At 44.0% G+C, this 16,343-nt stretch carries 13 protein-coding genes; 2 read left to right on the top strand and 11 right to left on the bottom strand.

Annotated elements, in window-relative coordinates:
- Positions 1–171: 171 nt before the first annotated feature.
- On the top strand, positions 172–1,665 hold the full coding sequence (locus CVV21_04275) for a DUF853 domain-containing protein (protein PKL91966.1): 1,494 nt from the start codon (positions 172–174) through the stop codon (positions 1,663–1,665).
- Between the two features lie 168 nt (positions 1,666–1,833).
- On the opposite strand, the gene CVV21_04280 is transcribed toward CVV21_04275, so the two are convergent.
- Genes CVV21_04280 through CVV21_04315 form a run of 8 tightly spaced genes read right to left on the bottom strand, consistent with a single transcriptional unit; the run spans position 1,834 to position 11,271 of the window.
- Positions 1,834–2,985, bottom strand: coding sequence for a 23S rRNA (uracil(1939)-C(5))-methyltransferase RlmD (locus CVV21_04280; GenBank protein ID PKL91967.1), 1,152 nt, complete (start codon positions 2,983–2,985; stop codon positions 1,834–1,836).
- 18 nt (positions 2,986–3,003) lie between these two features.
- Positions 3,004–3,786 carry a TIGR00266 family protein gene (locus CVV21_04285; protein PKL91968.1) on the bottom strand — a complete coding sequence of 261 codons (783 nt, stop codon included), beginning with the start codon at positions 3,784–3,786 and terminating at the stop codon, positions 3,004–3,006.
- A 41-nt stretch (positions 3,787–3,827) separates the two neighbouring features.
- Entirely contained in the window at positions 3,828–4,172 is a 345-nt protein-coding gene (locus tag CVV21_04290) for a histidine triad nucleotide-binding protein (GenBank protein ID PKL91969.1), read from the bottom strand.
- 12 nt (positions 4,173–4,184) lie between these two features.
- A complete protein-coding gene (locus tag CVV21_04295; protein ID PKL91970.1) occupies positions 4,185–5,438 on the bottom strand; it encodes a tRNA (N(6)-L-threonylcarbamoyladenosine(37)-C(2))-methylthiotransferase MtaB in 1,254 nt (417 codons plus the stop codon).
- A complete protein-coding gene (locus tag CVV21_04300; protein PKL91971.1) occupies positions 5,435–6,643 on the bottom strand; it encodes a hypothetical protein in 1,209 nt (402 codons plus the stop codon). Before CVV21_04300 ends, CVV21_04295 begins: the two co-directional genes overlap by 4 nt.
- Positions 6,644–6,654: 11 nt before the next feature.
- Complete coding sequence (locus tag CVV21_04305) at positions 6,655–8,427, bottom strand: type II secretion system protein GspE (protein ID PKL91972.1); 1,773 nt, start codon at positions 8,425–8,427, stop codon at positions 6,655–6,657.
- Between the two features lie 27 nt (positions 8,428–8,454).
- On the bottom strand, positions 8,455–10,158 hold the full coding sequence (locus CVV21_04310) for a type II secretion system protein GspE (GenBank protein PKL91973.1): 1,704 nt from the start codon (positions 10,156–10,158) through the stop codon (positions 8,455–8,457).
- Between the two features lie 12 nt (positions 10,159–10,170).
- On the bottom strand, positions 10,171–11,271 hold the full coding sequence (locus tag CVV21_04315; protein PKL91974.1) for a hypothetical protein: 1,101 nt from the start codon (positions 11,269–11,271) through the stop codon (positions 10,171–10,173).
- 248 nt (positions 11,272–11,519) lie between these two features.
- Between CVV21_04315 and CVV21_04320 the strand changes: the two genes are divergently transcribed.
- Positions 11,520–13,343, top strand: coding sequence for a hypothetical protein (locus tag CVV21_04320; GenBank protein ID PKL91975.1), 1,824 nt, complete (start codon positions 11,520–11,522; stop codon positions 13,341–13,343).
- Between the two features lie 59 nt (positions 13,344–13,402).
- On the opposite strand, the gene CVV21_04325 is transcribed toward CVV21_04320, so the two are convergent.
- The 3 genes from CVV21_04325 to CVV21_04335 are packed head-to-tail and all read right to left on the bottom strand — an operon-like array spanning position 13,403 to position 16,341.
- Positions 13,403–14,215, bottom strand: a complete 813-nt coding sequence (locus CVV21_04325; protein ID PKL91976.1) for a glycosyltransferase family 2 protein — start codon at positions 14,213–14,215, stop codon at positions 13,403–13,405.
- Positions 14,196–15,341 (bottom strand): hypothetical protein, encoded by a 1,146-nt coding sequence (locus tag CVV21_04330; GenBank protein PKL91977.1) that lies wholly within the window; start codon positions 15,339–15,341, stop codon positions 14,196–14,198. The genes CVV21_04325 and CVV21_04330 overlap by 20 nt, the downstream gene beginning before the upstream one ends.
- Positions 15,331–16,341, bottom strand: a complete 1,011-nt coding sequence (locus tag CVV21_04335; protein ID PKL91978.1) for a hypothetical protein — start codon at positions 16,339–16,341, stop codon at positions 15,331–15,333. Before CVV21_04335 ends, CVV21_04330 begins: the two co-directional genes overlap by 11 nt.
- Positions 16,342–16,343 lie beyond the last annotated feature (2 nt).

Genomic DNA, 16,343 nt, shown 5'->3' on the forward strand with positions numbered 1-16,343 from the left:
ACTCTCCTTATATTTAATTTTTTGACATTATACCTTATTGCGGGAATTTATCCAAACTAATCAGCAATATGTATTACAATGGCCATTTTATGGATATATTTTGACTTTTGCCTGTAGTGACTATATAATGAATTTTGACTTTAATATAAATACTTATAAGGAGGGTTTTATATGTTTCAAAAAGACAAAATATGGGTTGCCAAAGGCGGCGCTCCCGTTTATCTTCTTCCAAAAATGGCCAACAGGCACGGGCTTATAGCCGGCGCCACAGGCACGGGTAAAACAATCACCTTAAAAGTAATGGCGGAATCATTCAGCGATATGGGAGTGCCGGTATTTTTAGCGGATATCAAAGGCGACCTTGCAGGCCTTGCCATAAAAGGCACAGAAAACCCAAAAGTTGAAGAGAGAATAAAAAAACTTAAAATTGACGGTTTTGAATACGCGTCATATCCGGTAAAGTTCTGGGACCTGTTCGGCGAAGCCGGCCATCCCGTGCGCACCACAATTTCTGACATGGGCGCAATTCTTCTTTCAAGAATGCTGGGCTTAAACGATACCCAGTCAGGCGTGTTAAGTATTGTGTTCCGTATTGCGGATGACAGGGGCATGCTTCTTTTAGACTTAAAAGACCTTCGCGCCATGATACAGTACGTGGGCGACCACGCTAAAGAATTCACACTTGAATACGGAAATATCTCCGCGCAGAGCGCCGGCGCGATTTTAAGAAACCTTTTAACCCTTGAAGACCAGGGCGGAGCAAATTTCTTCGGCGAGCCCGCGCTTGATATTTTTGACTGGATACAGACCGGAGCCAACGGCCGCGGCTACATTAATATCCTTCACAGCGCAAAACTTTATCAGACCCCCGCCCTTTATTCCACTTTCCTTCTGTGGATGCTTTCCGAACTTTTTGAAATTCTTCCCGAAGCAGGCGACCTGGACAAACCTAAAATGGTTTTCTTTTTTGATGAAGCGCACCTGCTTTTTGACGGCGCCCCAAAAGTACTGCTTGATAAAATTGAACAGGTGGTAAGGCTTATCCGTTCCAAAGCCGTGGGCGTTTACTTTATTACCCAGAATCCGGCTGACCTGCCGCAGAATGTATTAGGCCAGCTTGGCAACCGTGTACAGCACGCCCTGCGCGCTTTTACGCCAGCGGACCAGAAAGCCGTAAAAGCAGCGGCGCAGACTTTCAGGGCCAACCCAAAATTTGACACCCAGACAGCCATAACAGAACTTGCCACAGGGGAGGCCCTTGTATCATGCCTTGACGCGGATGGAAAACCGGGAATTGTGGAACGAGCTATGATATTACCGCCGCAGAGTTTGTTTGGCGCGATAGATGACACTGCACGCGCAAAGGTGATTGCCTCTTCTAACATCGCCGGAAAATATGAACGCCAGGTGGACAGAGAATCCGCATATGAAATGCTGACATCCAAAATTAAACAGGAACAGTCCGCCGCGCTGGCACAACAGGAAATCCTGGCAAAACAGAAAGAACTTGAAAAACAGGAAAAAGAAGCGTATAAAGCCGCTAAACGCGTACCTAAAAAAGAAAAAACTTTCTTTGAAAAAGCAGCAAGTTCCGCAGTCACATCAATAGGCCGCGAACTTGGAAGGACATTGATAAGGGGAGTTTTAGGGTCTTTAAAGAGGTAATTTTTGACGCTTAAATGCTTGGCTGGTTAGATGCTTAGTAAACAGTTCTGCAACGAATTTGTATTCTATCGTAGAGGCGCAATACATTGCGCCTCGTTTTTATACCACATAATTCAAAACAACTTTAAAAACGAGACGCACCATGGTGCGTCTCTACATTATAAAAATTTAAATTCTAACCAAAACCGCGATGCTTTCAATGTGCCTTGTCTGTGGGAACATATCAAATATGGCAAGCTTTTTCATTTCATACGTGTCCTTTAACGCCACAAGGTCCTGCGCCAGCTGTTTGGGGTTACAGGATACGTATATCATCTTTTCCGGAAGTACTTTATTTATAAATTTAACCGTATTCTTGTGCAGCCCCGCCCTTGGCGGGTCAAGTACAAAAATGTTTCTTTTGCCGGTATAACGCGGCGCGAAAGAGTCAAGATTCATGGCATCACAGCAATATGCCGCGGCATTAGGAGTTTTATTTTCGGTAATATTTTTTACCGCGCACTCTATGCCGCTTACGCTGTTATCTATAATTAAAACTTCCTTTGCTTTGTCATGCATAAAGACTCCAAAAGTCCCAACGCCGCCAAACAAATCCGTAAGCGTGTCATAGCCTTCGCCCGCCTCAAAAGCGCAGTACTGCATCATGTCACAGGTAACAGCCGGGTTATTCTGGAAAAAACCCTGGGAGTGGTAATAATACTTTCTGCCGCAAAGGTTCTCGGCAAGGATAGCGGAGCCTTTGATAACCACGGCGTTTTCATCAACACTCTGATCACTGTTAAACTTGCAGTAACCCACAAGCACATTGGGAACGTCATATTCGGCCGCAAACTGTTTTATAAGCTCTATGTGTTCCTCTTTTTTATCGCTGTCAGAGTTTAATATGAAGGTCACGGATGAATCCTTAAGATAAAGGGCGCTTCTTGTTGTGGAATACCTTAAAGTGCCTTTTCTTGATTTGGTATTAAACACATCAATCTTTTCTTTATTTTTATTAAACCACTCTATAACCATAGCCAGCGCCGAATTAAGCCCCGGGTTTGAAATGGCGCATTCACTGAAATTTACCATACTATAAAATTTCCCGCGCCGCCTTAAAGCCGGCCCGTCAGGCGAAATGCAGAAATCCATCCTGTTTCTGTAGCCATAGCCGGATTTAAAATACACCGGCGTGTCTTCGGGCGCGGGCAGGTGATTGGCATTTAAAATATCCAGCACTTCCCTTTTCTTGGTTTCCATCTGTATTTCGTATTTCATATCCTGGTGCGAGCATCCGCCGCACTTTCCAAAAACCGGGCATTTTGCAATACTTTCAATCATTATAATTATCCTTTTATTTTAGAATTTATTATCCCCGTCAAGGATTCTGCCAAGCCCGCCTAAAATAGAGCCTTCTCCGCGTGAACCGCCTGTCTGCGGCATTGCCTTGTATATCCTGTCAGCCAGCCTTGAAAAAGGAAGCGACTGTAAAAATACCTTGCCCGGCCCGGTCAGATTAACAAAGAAAAGGCCTTCGCCGCCGAACAGCGCGGTTTTTAAATCCGCGTTGAATTCAATATTATATTCCACGTTCTCTTCAAACGCCACAAGGCACCCTGTGTCCACCCTTAACTTTTCGCCTTTTTCAAGTTCCATTTCATGCACAGTACCGCCGGCGTGAATAAATACAAGACCGTCCCCGGATATTTTCTGAAGTATAAAACCTTCGCCGCCAAACAGGCCGGCGCCGAATTTTTTGGTAAACGCGATATCAATGTCAGCGCCTTTTGCCGCGCATAAAAACGAATCTTTCTGGCATAAAAGCGTGCCGAACAGTTTTAAATCCACCGGAATTATTTTCCCGGGATACGGCGCGGCAAATGCCACGCGGGATTTTTTTAAACTTTCATTTTTGTATTCCACCAGAAACATGGATTCTCCGGTAAGCATACGTTTACCCACTTTAAACAGTTTGTCCACTACCCCGCCTTCTTTTTCGGAAAAAACCGCTTCCATCTTCATGCCTTCCTTCATATACATCATGGCGCCGGCTTCTGAAATAACAGCTTCCTTTGGGTCAAGCTCCACTTCCACAAACTGCATATCATCGCCAAAAATCTGGTAGTCTATTTCGTGTGCCATTTAATTTTTCCTCCTGCAATTTTTATTTAAACTGCGTTTATCTATCCCGGCGGCCAGCCAAATACCCTTCCGCCAAGCACGTGAAGGTGCAGATGAAAAACAGTCTGCCCCGCGTCCTTATTAACATTAAAAACAGCCCTGTAGCCGTTATCCGCCGTCTTTTCCTGTTTTGCAATCTTTCCCGCGATATACAGCATATGCCCCACAAGCGCTTCATCTTTTTCTTCTATGTCATTTATGGTGGCAATGTGTTTTTTAGGGACTACAAGCACGTGAAGCGGCGCCTGCGGGTTTAAGTCCCTGAATGCAAGCACCGTGTCATCTTCATAAACCACTTCTGATTTAATCTCTTTCTTTGCTATTTTACAAAATATGCAGTCCTGCATTATTACCTCCCTCTATTTGCCGATAATCTCCCCGCACGCGATACCGTTTTGGGCGGATATTATTTTTACTTTTACAATCTCATTAACATACTCTTTTGCGCCTTCCACTTTTACCCTTATATAATTATCTGTATACCCAAAATAAAATCCGCCTTTATCCCCTGATTCCACAAGCAGCTCCAGCACTTTGCCTATATATGATTCCGCGAATGCAGCTTCTTTTTGCGCGGCTATCAATGACAGTTCCTTTGCCCTTTTCTTTTTAATTTCATCGCTTACTTTTCCGGGCATTTTAAAAGCCTGCGTGTCAGGCCTGTCAGAATAAGGAAACACGTGCACCCTGGTAAAGGGCATTGACTTTAAAAAAGCTGCCGTTTCAGCGTGATCTGCATCTGTTTCCCCCGGGAAACCCGCGATAATATCCGTGGTAATGCCGGCATCCGGCATTGCCGTAAGTATTTTATCAACTTGTCCGCGGTAAAACGCCGTGTCATACCGCCTGTTCATTGCCTTTAATATCCTGTCGCATCCGCTCTGCATTGACATATGAAAATGGCGGCATAAAAAATTGCCGCTTGCCGCGGCAAATTTTATTATATCATCACCAAGCTCCAGCGGGCCTATGGAACTTAAACGTATTCGCAGGGGTAATTTAAGGCTTCTTATTTTTTCCAGCAGGCCGCACAATGCGCCGGCTTCATTTTTGTCCGCTCCGTACCTTCCTAAATTAATACCTGTCAGAATTATTTCCCTATAGCCGCTTTTTGACAGCGCCTTAATTTCATTTATAATCTGCCCTTCATCCCTGCTTACGGGTTTACCGCCCCGAACATACGGAATTTCGCAGTACGCGCAGAATCTGTCGCAGCCGTCTTCCACTTTAACAAACGCCTTGTTTTTTTCGGAAAATGTTTCAATAAAAAAAGACGGCGCTTTAGCGCCGGCAGTTTTTAATTCTTCCGGGTAAAGCGCCATGTCATATTTGGAACTGTTAGGCACAAACCAGTCCACACTGGCTGCAATTTCTTCAGGGCACTGCCTTGCGGCAATGCAGCCGGTAAGAAGTATCTTCTTTCCCGCCGCTTTTAATTTTCTTAACTGCCTTGCCGTGTCGCGGTCTATCTTATCCGTAACCGTGCAGGTATTTACAATATAAACATCCGGATCCGGGCTTTCTTCGTTTCCTGCTGCCAGCAGTTCCTTTTTTATCCTCTCGGTATCGTACTGGTTTACCTTACAGCCATATGTGATAAAACCTATCTTCACTTTATAAAGACCGTTTCCGGGATATCAAATGCCCTCATTTCATTTGTCAGGGCAGAAGTCTCTATAGTAAGCGGCAGCCCTGTCCTTGAAAGGAAACTTTTCTTAAGCCTGCTTTCAAATACCTTTCTTTTTTCCGCGTCAACAACCGCAAGGATGCTTCCGTCAGTGCCAAGGTTCATCATCCTGACCGCTTTTACGCCGTCCGTGTCTGCCAGCATATCCAGAAGAATTTCGCTTTCTTCCTCCACTATTTCAAGCCTTGCCTTCATGTTCTTATGGGATTCATTCATAATGTCAATAAGCGCAAGTGAATTTCCCGCAAGTATCGCTTTTTTTGCCTCTGCCACCCTGTCATTTTCCGCGATGAAATAAGCGCAGCGTTTTCTCTGGATTATGGAAAGCTTGCTTCTGTAATCATCAAACTGTTCCGCGGTTATTTCGTCAAGTGTGTCAATGCGCGCGCCGTTTTTCCTCATTATTTCTATGGATTCTGCCACTTCCGCCAGAATCTGTTTCTTCTTTGCCTCAATTGTCTTTTTCTTTACGCCGGAACTTAGCACCATAAACAGATGCCCTTTTATTCCAAAAGGCAGTGTTTCAACAGAACCCGCCTTAATATCAAAATATGTCAGATGCCCCGGCCTTCCTCCGATGGACGGGATAAACTTAACCGTGTTTTTGTCCCTGCCCATGTAATTCACTTCGCCCTGCGCGCATATTTCCGCTATTTCCAGCGCGGACATCTGCCAGTCGGAAAGTTTTCCGGCAATAACAGCCGCCCCGGTTTCAAGCGCTTCCATATGGTTTGACTGAAAAGTATCCGGAATATCATTATCTATATACAGATTCATTCCCGGCACCCTTTTTGACATGCTTTCAAGCATGAACAGCGTGCTTGAAATATAATTTGCCCAGCCATTATCCTGCTTGGACTGCGCGTCATTCAGCATCACCCTTATATTTTCATCATACTTCTTGGAGTACATGTTGACGCTTCTGTCATTTTCCCTTCTTCTCTGCGCCATCATTATAGCGCTTTTATCAAGGTTTCCTGACAGGACTTTTCCCCTGTTAAATTCGTTGGTTTCACCAAGGATGCCTATGCTTCCCGGCACAATTACCCCTGTTATCTTTTCCTTCTTTAAATCAAACCTGCCCGCGGCAAAAAAATCCTTTGCCTTTTTTAAAAGTTCTTCCTCTGTCATCTTAATTCTCCTTATATTTTTATTTTTCCTATGTAATCTTTTAACGGTTTGTCCTGAAGTGTTTCCGCAATAACTTCTTCAAGGGTGGTTCTGCCTTCTTTCATAAGCCTTATAGCGGATTCCCTTATGGTAAACATACCCTGGTCCCACGCTTCCCTTTTCAGGTCGTTCAATGTGCCTTTCTTGAAGATAATTTCCCTAATGCCCATGTTCACGGGCATTACTTCATAAGCGGCCATCCTGCCTTTGTATCCTGTATAATGGCACACAGGGCACCCTTTGCCTTCAAAGAAAGTGCCGCCTTCAAGTATTTCCGGCGGAATTCCGCTTCTTTTTGCTTTTACCAGGTCAATTTCCTTAATCGGTTCCTTGCAGTTTTCGCACACCTTTCTGACCAGTTTCTGCGCCAGAACAGTGACCACCGATGAACCTACATATATCGGGTCAATATTCATGTCAATTAACCTTGTAATTGTGGCCGGCGCGTCATTTGTATGTAATGTTGACAATACAAGATGGCCCGTTAACGCGGCCTTTACAGAAGTGGACGCAGTCTCGTTATCACGAATTTCACCGACAAGTATTATATCAGGGTCCTGCCTTAAAAACGACCTTAACACGTTGGCAAAAGTAAGACCTGCCACGGGATTTACCTGCACCTGTATAATGTGCGGAAGCCTGTATTCCACCGGATCTTCCGCTGTCATTATGTTCATGTGCGGGTCATTGATATGCGATATCATCGAATACAGCGTTGTGGATTTTCCGGAACCCGTGGGGCCCGTTATAAGTATCATGCCATAAGGCGCATCAAGTCCTTTTTCTATGCCGGAAAACTGTTTTTCTGACAGGCCAAGTTTTGTAAGGTCAAGGTTCTGCGCTTCCGAATACAGAAGCCTCATGACTATATTTTCCCCCCACAGGCACGGAAGCGTGGCAACACGAAGGTCAATTGACTTTGTCCCGCCCGGTATTTTGTATGCTATCCTGCCGTCCTGCGGAAGCCTTTTTTCTATGATATTCAACCCTGCCATAAGTTTAAGCCTGGACGTCAGCGCCCTTTTAAACTGCACTTTTGGCGGAGGCATTTCCACAAGCGCGCCGTCTATCCTGAACCTAAGCACTATCTTTTTTTCATAGGGGTTAATGTGTATGTCCGACGCTTTTTTGTTTACCGCGTCTTCTATTATATAGTTTACGTATTTTACAACAGGGCTGTCATTGCCTTCAATGTCGCCTTCTTCGCCATCTTCATCTTTTGGTTTTTTATCCTCAAGAAATTCAATTTCCATATTTTCAGATGAAAATTCAAGTTCTTTCATTGTTTCATCAAGGGCATTGCCTATAGGATAATACTTATCAATGGCATCATTAAGCGAGGACTGCGTGGTCACCACAAAACTAAGTTCAAGTTCCTGGCCGCCCTTAATATCATATTTTAAATTCATGGTCAAAGACGGATCCATGGGGTTTGCCGTGGCAAATATTATCTTGCCCGGCTTTTTTTCAATGGGGAGCAGTTTATATTTTCTGGCTATGTCAGGCGTCATGACTTTTATTACTTCTTCTTCTATATGTATGGCGCTTACATCCACAAACTTTACGCCAAACTGCATGGCAAGAAAGTGATACAGCACGTCTTCCGTGATAAAGCCCAGTTTGACAAGGATAAACCCAAGCGAATCGCTTGTCTTTGACTGTTCTTCAACGGCTTTTTCAAGCTGTTCTTCCGTTACCATTCCCTCTTCTAAAAGAATCTGTCCAAGCTTTTTAGCTTCGTACAATGCCGGCTCCTAAAAATTTTATTGTGCTTAATCCGCTGAAGTTGCCATTATTACTTCTTCAATTGATGTAATACCGTTTTTCCATTTTTCAAGCGCAACCTGCCTTAACGTCCTCATGCCGTCTTTCTGCGCCTGCGCTGTAAGGGCATTTAAATCAGCGCCGGAGTATATAAGATCCGCAAGCGCGCCTGTCATTCCCATTATTTCATAAATAGCCACCCTGCCTTTATATCCCGAGCCATTGCACTTGGGGCAGCCTTCGCCTTTATAAAGTGTAATACCTTCCACTTCCTGCCTTTTTATCAGTATCCTCTGAAGTTCATCGTCAGTGGGTGAATATTCTTTTTTGCAGTTTGCGCATATCCTTCTCATCAGCCTCTGTGCCACAACCATTTTTAGCGCAGACCCCACATAAATGCGGTCAATGCCCATATCAATAAGCCTCATAATGGTGGAAGGCGAATCATTTGTGTGAAGCGTGGAAAATAAAAGATGGCCCGTCAGCGCGGCGCTTATGGCAATGCCCGCAGTTTCTCCGTCGCGGATTTCACCGACCATCATTATGTTCGGGTCCTGCCTTAAGCACGACTTTAATGCCGCGGCAAAAGTAAGCCCTATTTCGCTGTTCATCTGCACCTGTATGATACCGGGCAGCTGATATTCAACCGGGTCTTCAAGGGTGATGATATTCTTTTTTATGTCATTAACAGTGGATAAAGCGGAGTAAAGCGTTGTGGTTTTTCCGGAACCGGTAGGCCCCGTGTGAAGTATAAGGCCGTATGGAAGCGTTATGGATTCCTGATAAACGTCAAGTTCCTGCTGTTCGAACCCCAGCTTTGTAAGGTCAAGCATAAGGTTCTGCTGGTCTAAAATACGCATTACCACGTTTTCACCGTGTATGGATGGCAGTACCGCGACACGAAGGTCAATAATTTTGTTCTGAACTTTTATTTTTATCCTGCCGTCCTGCGCGGCCCTTTTTTCCATGATATCAAGCCTGGCCATAACTTTTATTCTGGACACAATGGCGTTCTTGTAATGATTCGGCGGTGTGGGCTGTTTCTGCAGTACGCCGTCCTGCCTGTACCTTATAACCGTACCCTTTGCCGTGGGATTAATGTGTATGTCGGAAGCTTTTATCTTTACAGCTTCGCTGATAATCGCGTTTACAAGTTTTATAACAGGCGCGGATTCTTCGGTTACCGACGGGTCGTCCTTGCCTGACATTTCTTCTTCAGGAACGCCGGCTTCATCCTTGAACATTGACTGAAGCCCTTCGTCCATATCAGACTTTGGCGTCACCCCATAAACCAGCGCAAGGCAGGACTTAATGGCGCTTTCACTTGTAATAACAAATTTAATTTCTTTTTCCAGCGGTATCGCGGAACGCTCCCTTATTTTGGTCACAAGGTGTTCATCGGGTTCGGATGTGGCAAAATAAATTTTATTGCCTTTTTCTTCATATGGAAGGATGGAATATTTTTCAGCGGTGTCTTTTGAAATCACTTTCAGAAGTTCAGGGGGGGTGTCGTGCCCTATAAGATCCACATATTCAACGCCAAACTGTATGGCAAGAAAATAATACAACGCTTCTTCGGTTATAAAACCCATCCTTACAAGGATGCGTCCCAGGGGCTCCCCTGATTTTTGCTGGTCTTCAAGGGCCCGCTTTATCTGATCTTCTGTGATAAGGTTCTCTTCAAGAAGCAAGTCCCCAAGCCTTTTTGCCATTTAGTCTCCTTGTTATCTGGCCTTCCCATAACGCGCGTTCATCTGCGAATCAAACTTCATGTAAAACATCTCTTTTCTTCTTATCACGTGAAAAAAGAACTCCGGAGATCTGCGCTCCCCGGATTCCTTAAACGCCACTTTGCCTGTGGCGCCGTCATATGATACCGCTTTAAGAAATCCGTTAACATCGGGGTGCCCAAACTTCCCCGCCTTTGCCGCAAGCCCTATAATATTTATCGCGTCATACGCGTGAGGCAGTTTGACATCGGCTTTTATTGCGTACTTTTTTTCATACGCGGTTAAAAACGGCCTTAATTTCTTTATCCCGTACGGGCTGTTTCTGGCGGTATTCACAAACTCGCAGCCGTCAGAAGCCTCTTTTGTTTCTTTTATAAACTTCCGGTCAAAAATAAAATTCGGCCCGGTAAAAACCGAGCCTGTATTTTTTTCAAAACTCTGCTTACAAAGGTTAATGGCATCGTCCTGATTACCTATAAAGTATATGGTCTTAACCTTTATTTCCCTTATCCTCTGAATTACATTTGTAAAATCATACCCCGGTTCAAAGGCCCTGATATACGTGGCATCCACGTTGTTTCTTTTGGAAGTGTCAGCGTATGCCTGCGCCATTTTTTCATACTCTTCATTTCCCGACTGATATAAAACAGCGGCTTTCATACGGTCAAAAAGCGCCGGCGCTATCCTTGCCATTATTGCCGCGGTTTCAGTATTGGAAGCTGTCATCCTGTAGGTATTTCCCTTTCCGGTAAATGAAGCGTAATCTTCGCAGATGGAAATAAGCGGTATTTCTTTGATTGAATTCACCAATTCCGCGTCATTTGCGGAAAAACAGCCTATCACAGCCGCAAGCTCCGCGTCTGAATTTATTTTATCCGCAGCTCCGGTGTCTGTTTCATCAAAGAAAACCGGCATAAATTCATACAATCCTTCAGCCGGCGTCATCTCCGCACACAATATTTCCGCCGCTTTATAAGCAGCATCCACCGACGCGTTTGCCGTATTTCCATAAACACCAATTTTTATTGTATCTTTCGCGGCCGCATTCATATTTACGGCAGCCATAAGGGCTAAAATAAAAACAATTTTTTTCAACTTCTGTTACCTCCGGTGTTAATCTGAAATATCATTATAACAGTACGCCATTTCTTGTCAAGTGGCGGCGTCTGTCTATAAAAGCAAAGTAGTATTTGATTTTCATTATTATATCTTATATGACGCGCCGAAACGTAAAATTGTTGCGCGTATCAGCGATACTATAGTCAGTTTGTGTTTCCCGGTTTGACACACAAGCCGTACATGTGTTATTATGGTGAAAATTTTGTTTTTAAGGAGGAATATCAATGCTTAACAGAAAAGCAATAAGCCACCTTTCCAGCGGCTCTTATTATAAAAGAAAAAGGCTTGGTTTTATTTTTTGGGCCATACTGGCTTTCATTGTGCTTGCCGGAGCTTTCCATTTTTTCGGAAAAAACCTTCAGTACGCCCTTAACGTAAAAAGCGGCGCCGCAAACCTTAAAAAAGGCAAACTTGCAGCCGCAACTTCAAATTTTAATAAAGCCGTAAATATAAAACGCGACGGAGCGCTTGCCATAGACGGCCTTGGCGCGGTGGCATTAAAACAGGGTGATTTTCAAAAAGCGGAAAAACTTTATACAGAAGCCATGGCAGCGGGTTTAAAACCAAACAAAACAATTAATCACTCTGTTATAGGAAATGAATTTATGGATGGAGGGCTTTACAGGTACGCCGAAACGGAGTTTAAGCACGCTGTTGCTTTAAACCAGTTTGACGCCGAAGCCATGTTCGGCCTTGGTTCGTGCGCGCACGCGGCCACAAACCTTGACGAAGCCATAAAATATTACAATAAAGCGCTTCAATACAATCCCAAACTTTCCAAAGCCAGAAAGAATCTTTCCCTTGCTGAAGACGACAGAAATAAAGGGGCGATTTATTACATGTATGACAGAAACGGCGAGCCTTTAGCGCGGTATAACCTTATTCCGGGACAGGGCAAAAAAACCTATATCCTTGACCAGAGAGCGGCTCATATCACCGGTTTTGACAGCGAAAAAAGGCAGACAAAGGAAGGCATTGAAAAACACCTTGCGGAATATATTCCCGGCAACAGGATTTACCTTACAATAGACTCCAAAATTCAGAACACAATAAGCAGGGCGCTTGGCTGGTATAAAGGCGCGGTTGTTGTTCTTAACCCTAAAACAGGCGAAATTCTTGGTTTATACAGCCAGCCCACTTTTAAACCAAACACAATAGACCAGGACTGGTGGGATGTGGTCGGTAACCGTAATAAACCGCTTTTAAACAGAGCCACTGACAAACTTTACGAACCGGGTTCAATAGCTAAAATGATAACTATTGCAAGCGCCTATGAATACGCAATTGACCCCCAAAAAATATTTCCTGTTAAGTGTCCCGGGCACACATATTATGACAATAAAATTTTCTGGTGCTGGACAAAACACGGAAAAGTAAAATCAATAGAACAGACAGTTGACACTTCATGCAATATCGGAGCCGCGGAACTTGCCTTTGCAATCGGCTCGCCGCGCCTTACGGAATACAACACAAAATTTGGGTTTGGCCAGCAGCTGGACCTGGGTTTCATGGATATCACGCGCAACGTAAGAATTTCAATACCCGTTAAAACAAGCTCCGCACCTATGAATGACCGTACTAAATTTGACCTTGCCATGCACGCATGCGGCCTGTCATATGAGGGCCACAACTATACAATTACACCGCTGCACGCCGCCCTTCTTGCAGCCACAATCGCAAACGACGGCGTAATGATGGACCCTTATATGATAAAAGAAATCCGTAATATCAACGGAAAAATTATATATCAGGCAGCTCCGCGGGCTATTAAAAAACCCGTTACACCGGAAACCGCCGATAAAATTACCAGACTTATGATAGATTCCGTCGAAAACGGAATAGGCCAGAAAGCAAGGGTTAACGGCATTTCAATTGCCGGAAAAACAGGCACATCCGGAAAAAGCGGCGCGTTAAACGCGTGGTTTATTTCTTTCGCGCCCGCTGAAAATCCCGAATATGCGATTGCAATATGCGGCGATTCAGAGGGTAAGGGAATGTCCGTGGCAGCCCCTGTGGCCGGCGACATTTACAAGGATTTATTCAAATAACAGTTTATATAATATAAAAAGCCCTTAGCGATTTTACACCGCTTAGGGCTTTTTTATTTTTAAGGCCTGTTTTTTCCCTTATCCAAAATTGTGGCGAATAATTTAACACCTTTAAATCCTGACTTTTCAGCCAGTTTTACTTCTTTTATAAAGACATAATGCGCTGAAACCATGTGATAAATCAGCCCTTCCACGCCGTCAAGAAAACCAAGTTTTAAAAAATAGTGTTTTAAAAAATATGACACAGGCTTTATTAAAATTGTATATCCCGTTGCCCTTCTGCCGTTATGAACGTTCTTTTGCGCTTCCAGCCCCGTATATCTATTCACCGTATCTAAATGCGCTTTAACTCCGGGCTTTGTAAAATGCAGAAGCGCGTTTTTAAACTGCCCTGTCGTGCCGTTTACCTTAAGCCCTTCGTGAATTATCGCCCCTTCAAAAGAACCGGTATTTCTTTTGAAAAACCTTAACTGCCTGTCAGGATACAGCCCGCCAAAACGCAGAAATTTCCCCGTGTAATATAAGTTTTTCCTTGGGATATAATAGCCGTCACAAGGGCTTTTTGAACTGCTGATATTTATTATCTCTTCCGCCAGTTTTTCTTCTATTACTTCATCCGCGTCTAAAGACAGCACCCATTTGCCTGTGGCTTTTGATATGGCGTAGTTTTTCTGGTCGGCAAACCCTTTAAAATTATTATTATAAACTTTAGCGCCGCGCTTACGGGCTGTCTGTACGGTATTGTCAGTACTGCCGCCATCCACCACTATTACTTCCCCTGCCCAGGCAGCGGATTCAAGGCACCGCGATATTATGCGCCCTTCATTCTGCGCAATTATTACTACAGAGACATTACCCGCGGTTTTGTTCATTTATTATACCTTCTATCAGTGATGCCGTCTTATCCACCTGCGCTTTTACGGTAAAATTTTCTTTTACATTTTTCGCCGCCGCCCTGCCGGCCTTTATAAGCTGTTTTTTGTACTTCATTACATCAAGCAGTTTTGCAGCCAGCGCTTCGGCGGATACTTCTTTAACAAGATACCCGTTAACACCGTCTTTTATTATTTCAGGAGTACCGCCGGTATTAAACGCCACCACCGGCACCATCATTGAAGAGGCTTCAAGGGTTACCATTCCAAACGGCTCCGCGGGGGACGGAAGCACAAAAACATCAAAAGCGGGAATAAAAAGTTTTCTGTCGCCGTATCCGGCAAAGATAAAATTATTTTTAAGGGCTTTACCGGCCGCTTTTTCCCTTAGATACTTTTCATATTCTTCATCACCCTGTGCCCCTTTGCCGGCAATTAAAAACTTTATATTTTTACATTTTTTCACGGCTATTTCCGCGGCGTCTATTAGCAGTTCTATTCCCTTATTTCGCCTGAAAAAACCAACGGTACCGGCTACAAATCCGTTTTTAACGCCGTATTTTGCCCTTATCTTATCCCTTTGTGTTTTAGAATACTTCAGCGGGTCCATTCCATTATGAATTACTGCCATTTTTCCGCCTTTCACGCCCGCGTTTTTCATTGACCGCATAACCGCGCCCGAAACACATATTATCTTTTTTACAAACATGGATAAAAACGCCGAGTTAAGCCCAAAATAAGAAAGGGGTTTTTTATCAACTATAATGTGCTTGTGCCATATCATTTTCATGCCGGCAAAATAAGCGGGCATAGCCGTTAATTTAAGGCTTAAAAAACCATTTGCATATAAAAGTGAGGCGCCTGAATTTCTTAAATAGGCATAAGCGGCCTTTGCGAATCTGAAGTATGCAAAAACATACCTGTACCGGGGTTTTTTGGGCGCTTTTATGATTGTGTATTTTATTTTATTTGTTTTTAAAAGGGTTTCAAAAGGGCCCTCTTTCATCAGCAGAACTTCCACATCATACGTCTTTCTTAAACCCTTTAACAGGTTAAGCAGCACAATCTGGCCGCCTCCAATAAAAGAAAAATATTCCGCGAATATTATTTTTTTCTTACCACTCATTTATTTTTGCCTTTTCTGTTTTTGTCACATCATCCACTTTGGCGAAATGCGGAAAAATATAGTCCGCGGTAATTCCAATTCTGTGGTTTGCCTCGCCGGGAAGTATGTTGTCGGGTTTAAAAGCGTAATCAAATTTAACATAAAATATTTCTGACGGCTTAAGCTTAATGCCTGCACCCGCCGTAATATTCTGCCCGTCAAATCCCATCCTGATTGCGGCAAAATCATTCCATGTAAGCTCGCCGCCGATAGCGCCTTTTATATACTCATAAGTGGAATAGAAAAAATCAGCCGAAGCCGAAAGGTTAAGACCCTTTACTTCAAACGGTTCTGCTGCACGCGCAGAGATACCGGCCGCGGCAGTTAACGGAATACTTTCCACCATAGTGGAATTATTCCAGGTAATAAAAGTGCTGATGTTGGAAACATTAATCCCCGCCTTTAACCATTCATTAATCAGCAGTATGGCTCCAAAATCAAAACCCGTACCTGAACCCCGCGTTTTTCCTATCGCTTCAATATAGTATCTGAAATTTCCGCCGACAAAAAGATTGCCGGCAAGGGTGGTTGCGGCAGTGAAGATAAAAACATTAACCGAATCGGAAATTAGCGATTCCGGTTCGTATGAATCGGTTGACCTTACCTCTATATCGCCGCCGGCGCTGTAATTGAACCAGGAAAATCCCACTGAATATATGTTTTTATGTATATCAAACGGCTTGCCTATTGATATATAATTTACCGCCCTGTCAAAAGACATAAGATAGGTTTCAGCGGACAGCTGAAGGTCAGGCAGAAGCACCAGCCCCGCCGGGTTATAAACGGCAGAAGCGGTATCATCAGCCGCGGCTGTATACGCGCTTCCCATACCTGTTGCCCTTACTCCGGCTCCAAGTTTGGTGTACGCTCCCGGCTGGCCGCCTTCCGCCAATAACAAAACGGATGCCGATATAATCAGCGCACCGGCAATTATTGTTTTCTTAAAAATGGTTATAAACAAAT

It is taken from the genome of Candidatus Goldiibacteriota bacterium HGW-Goldbacteria-1 (assembly GCA_002839855.1).
In the GTDB taxonomy this organism is placed as follows: Bacteria; Oederibacteriota; PGYV01; order PGYV01; family PGYV01; genus PGYV01.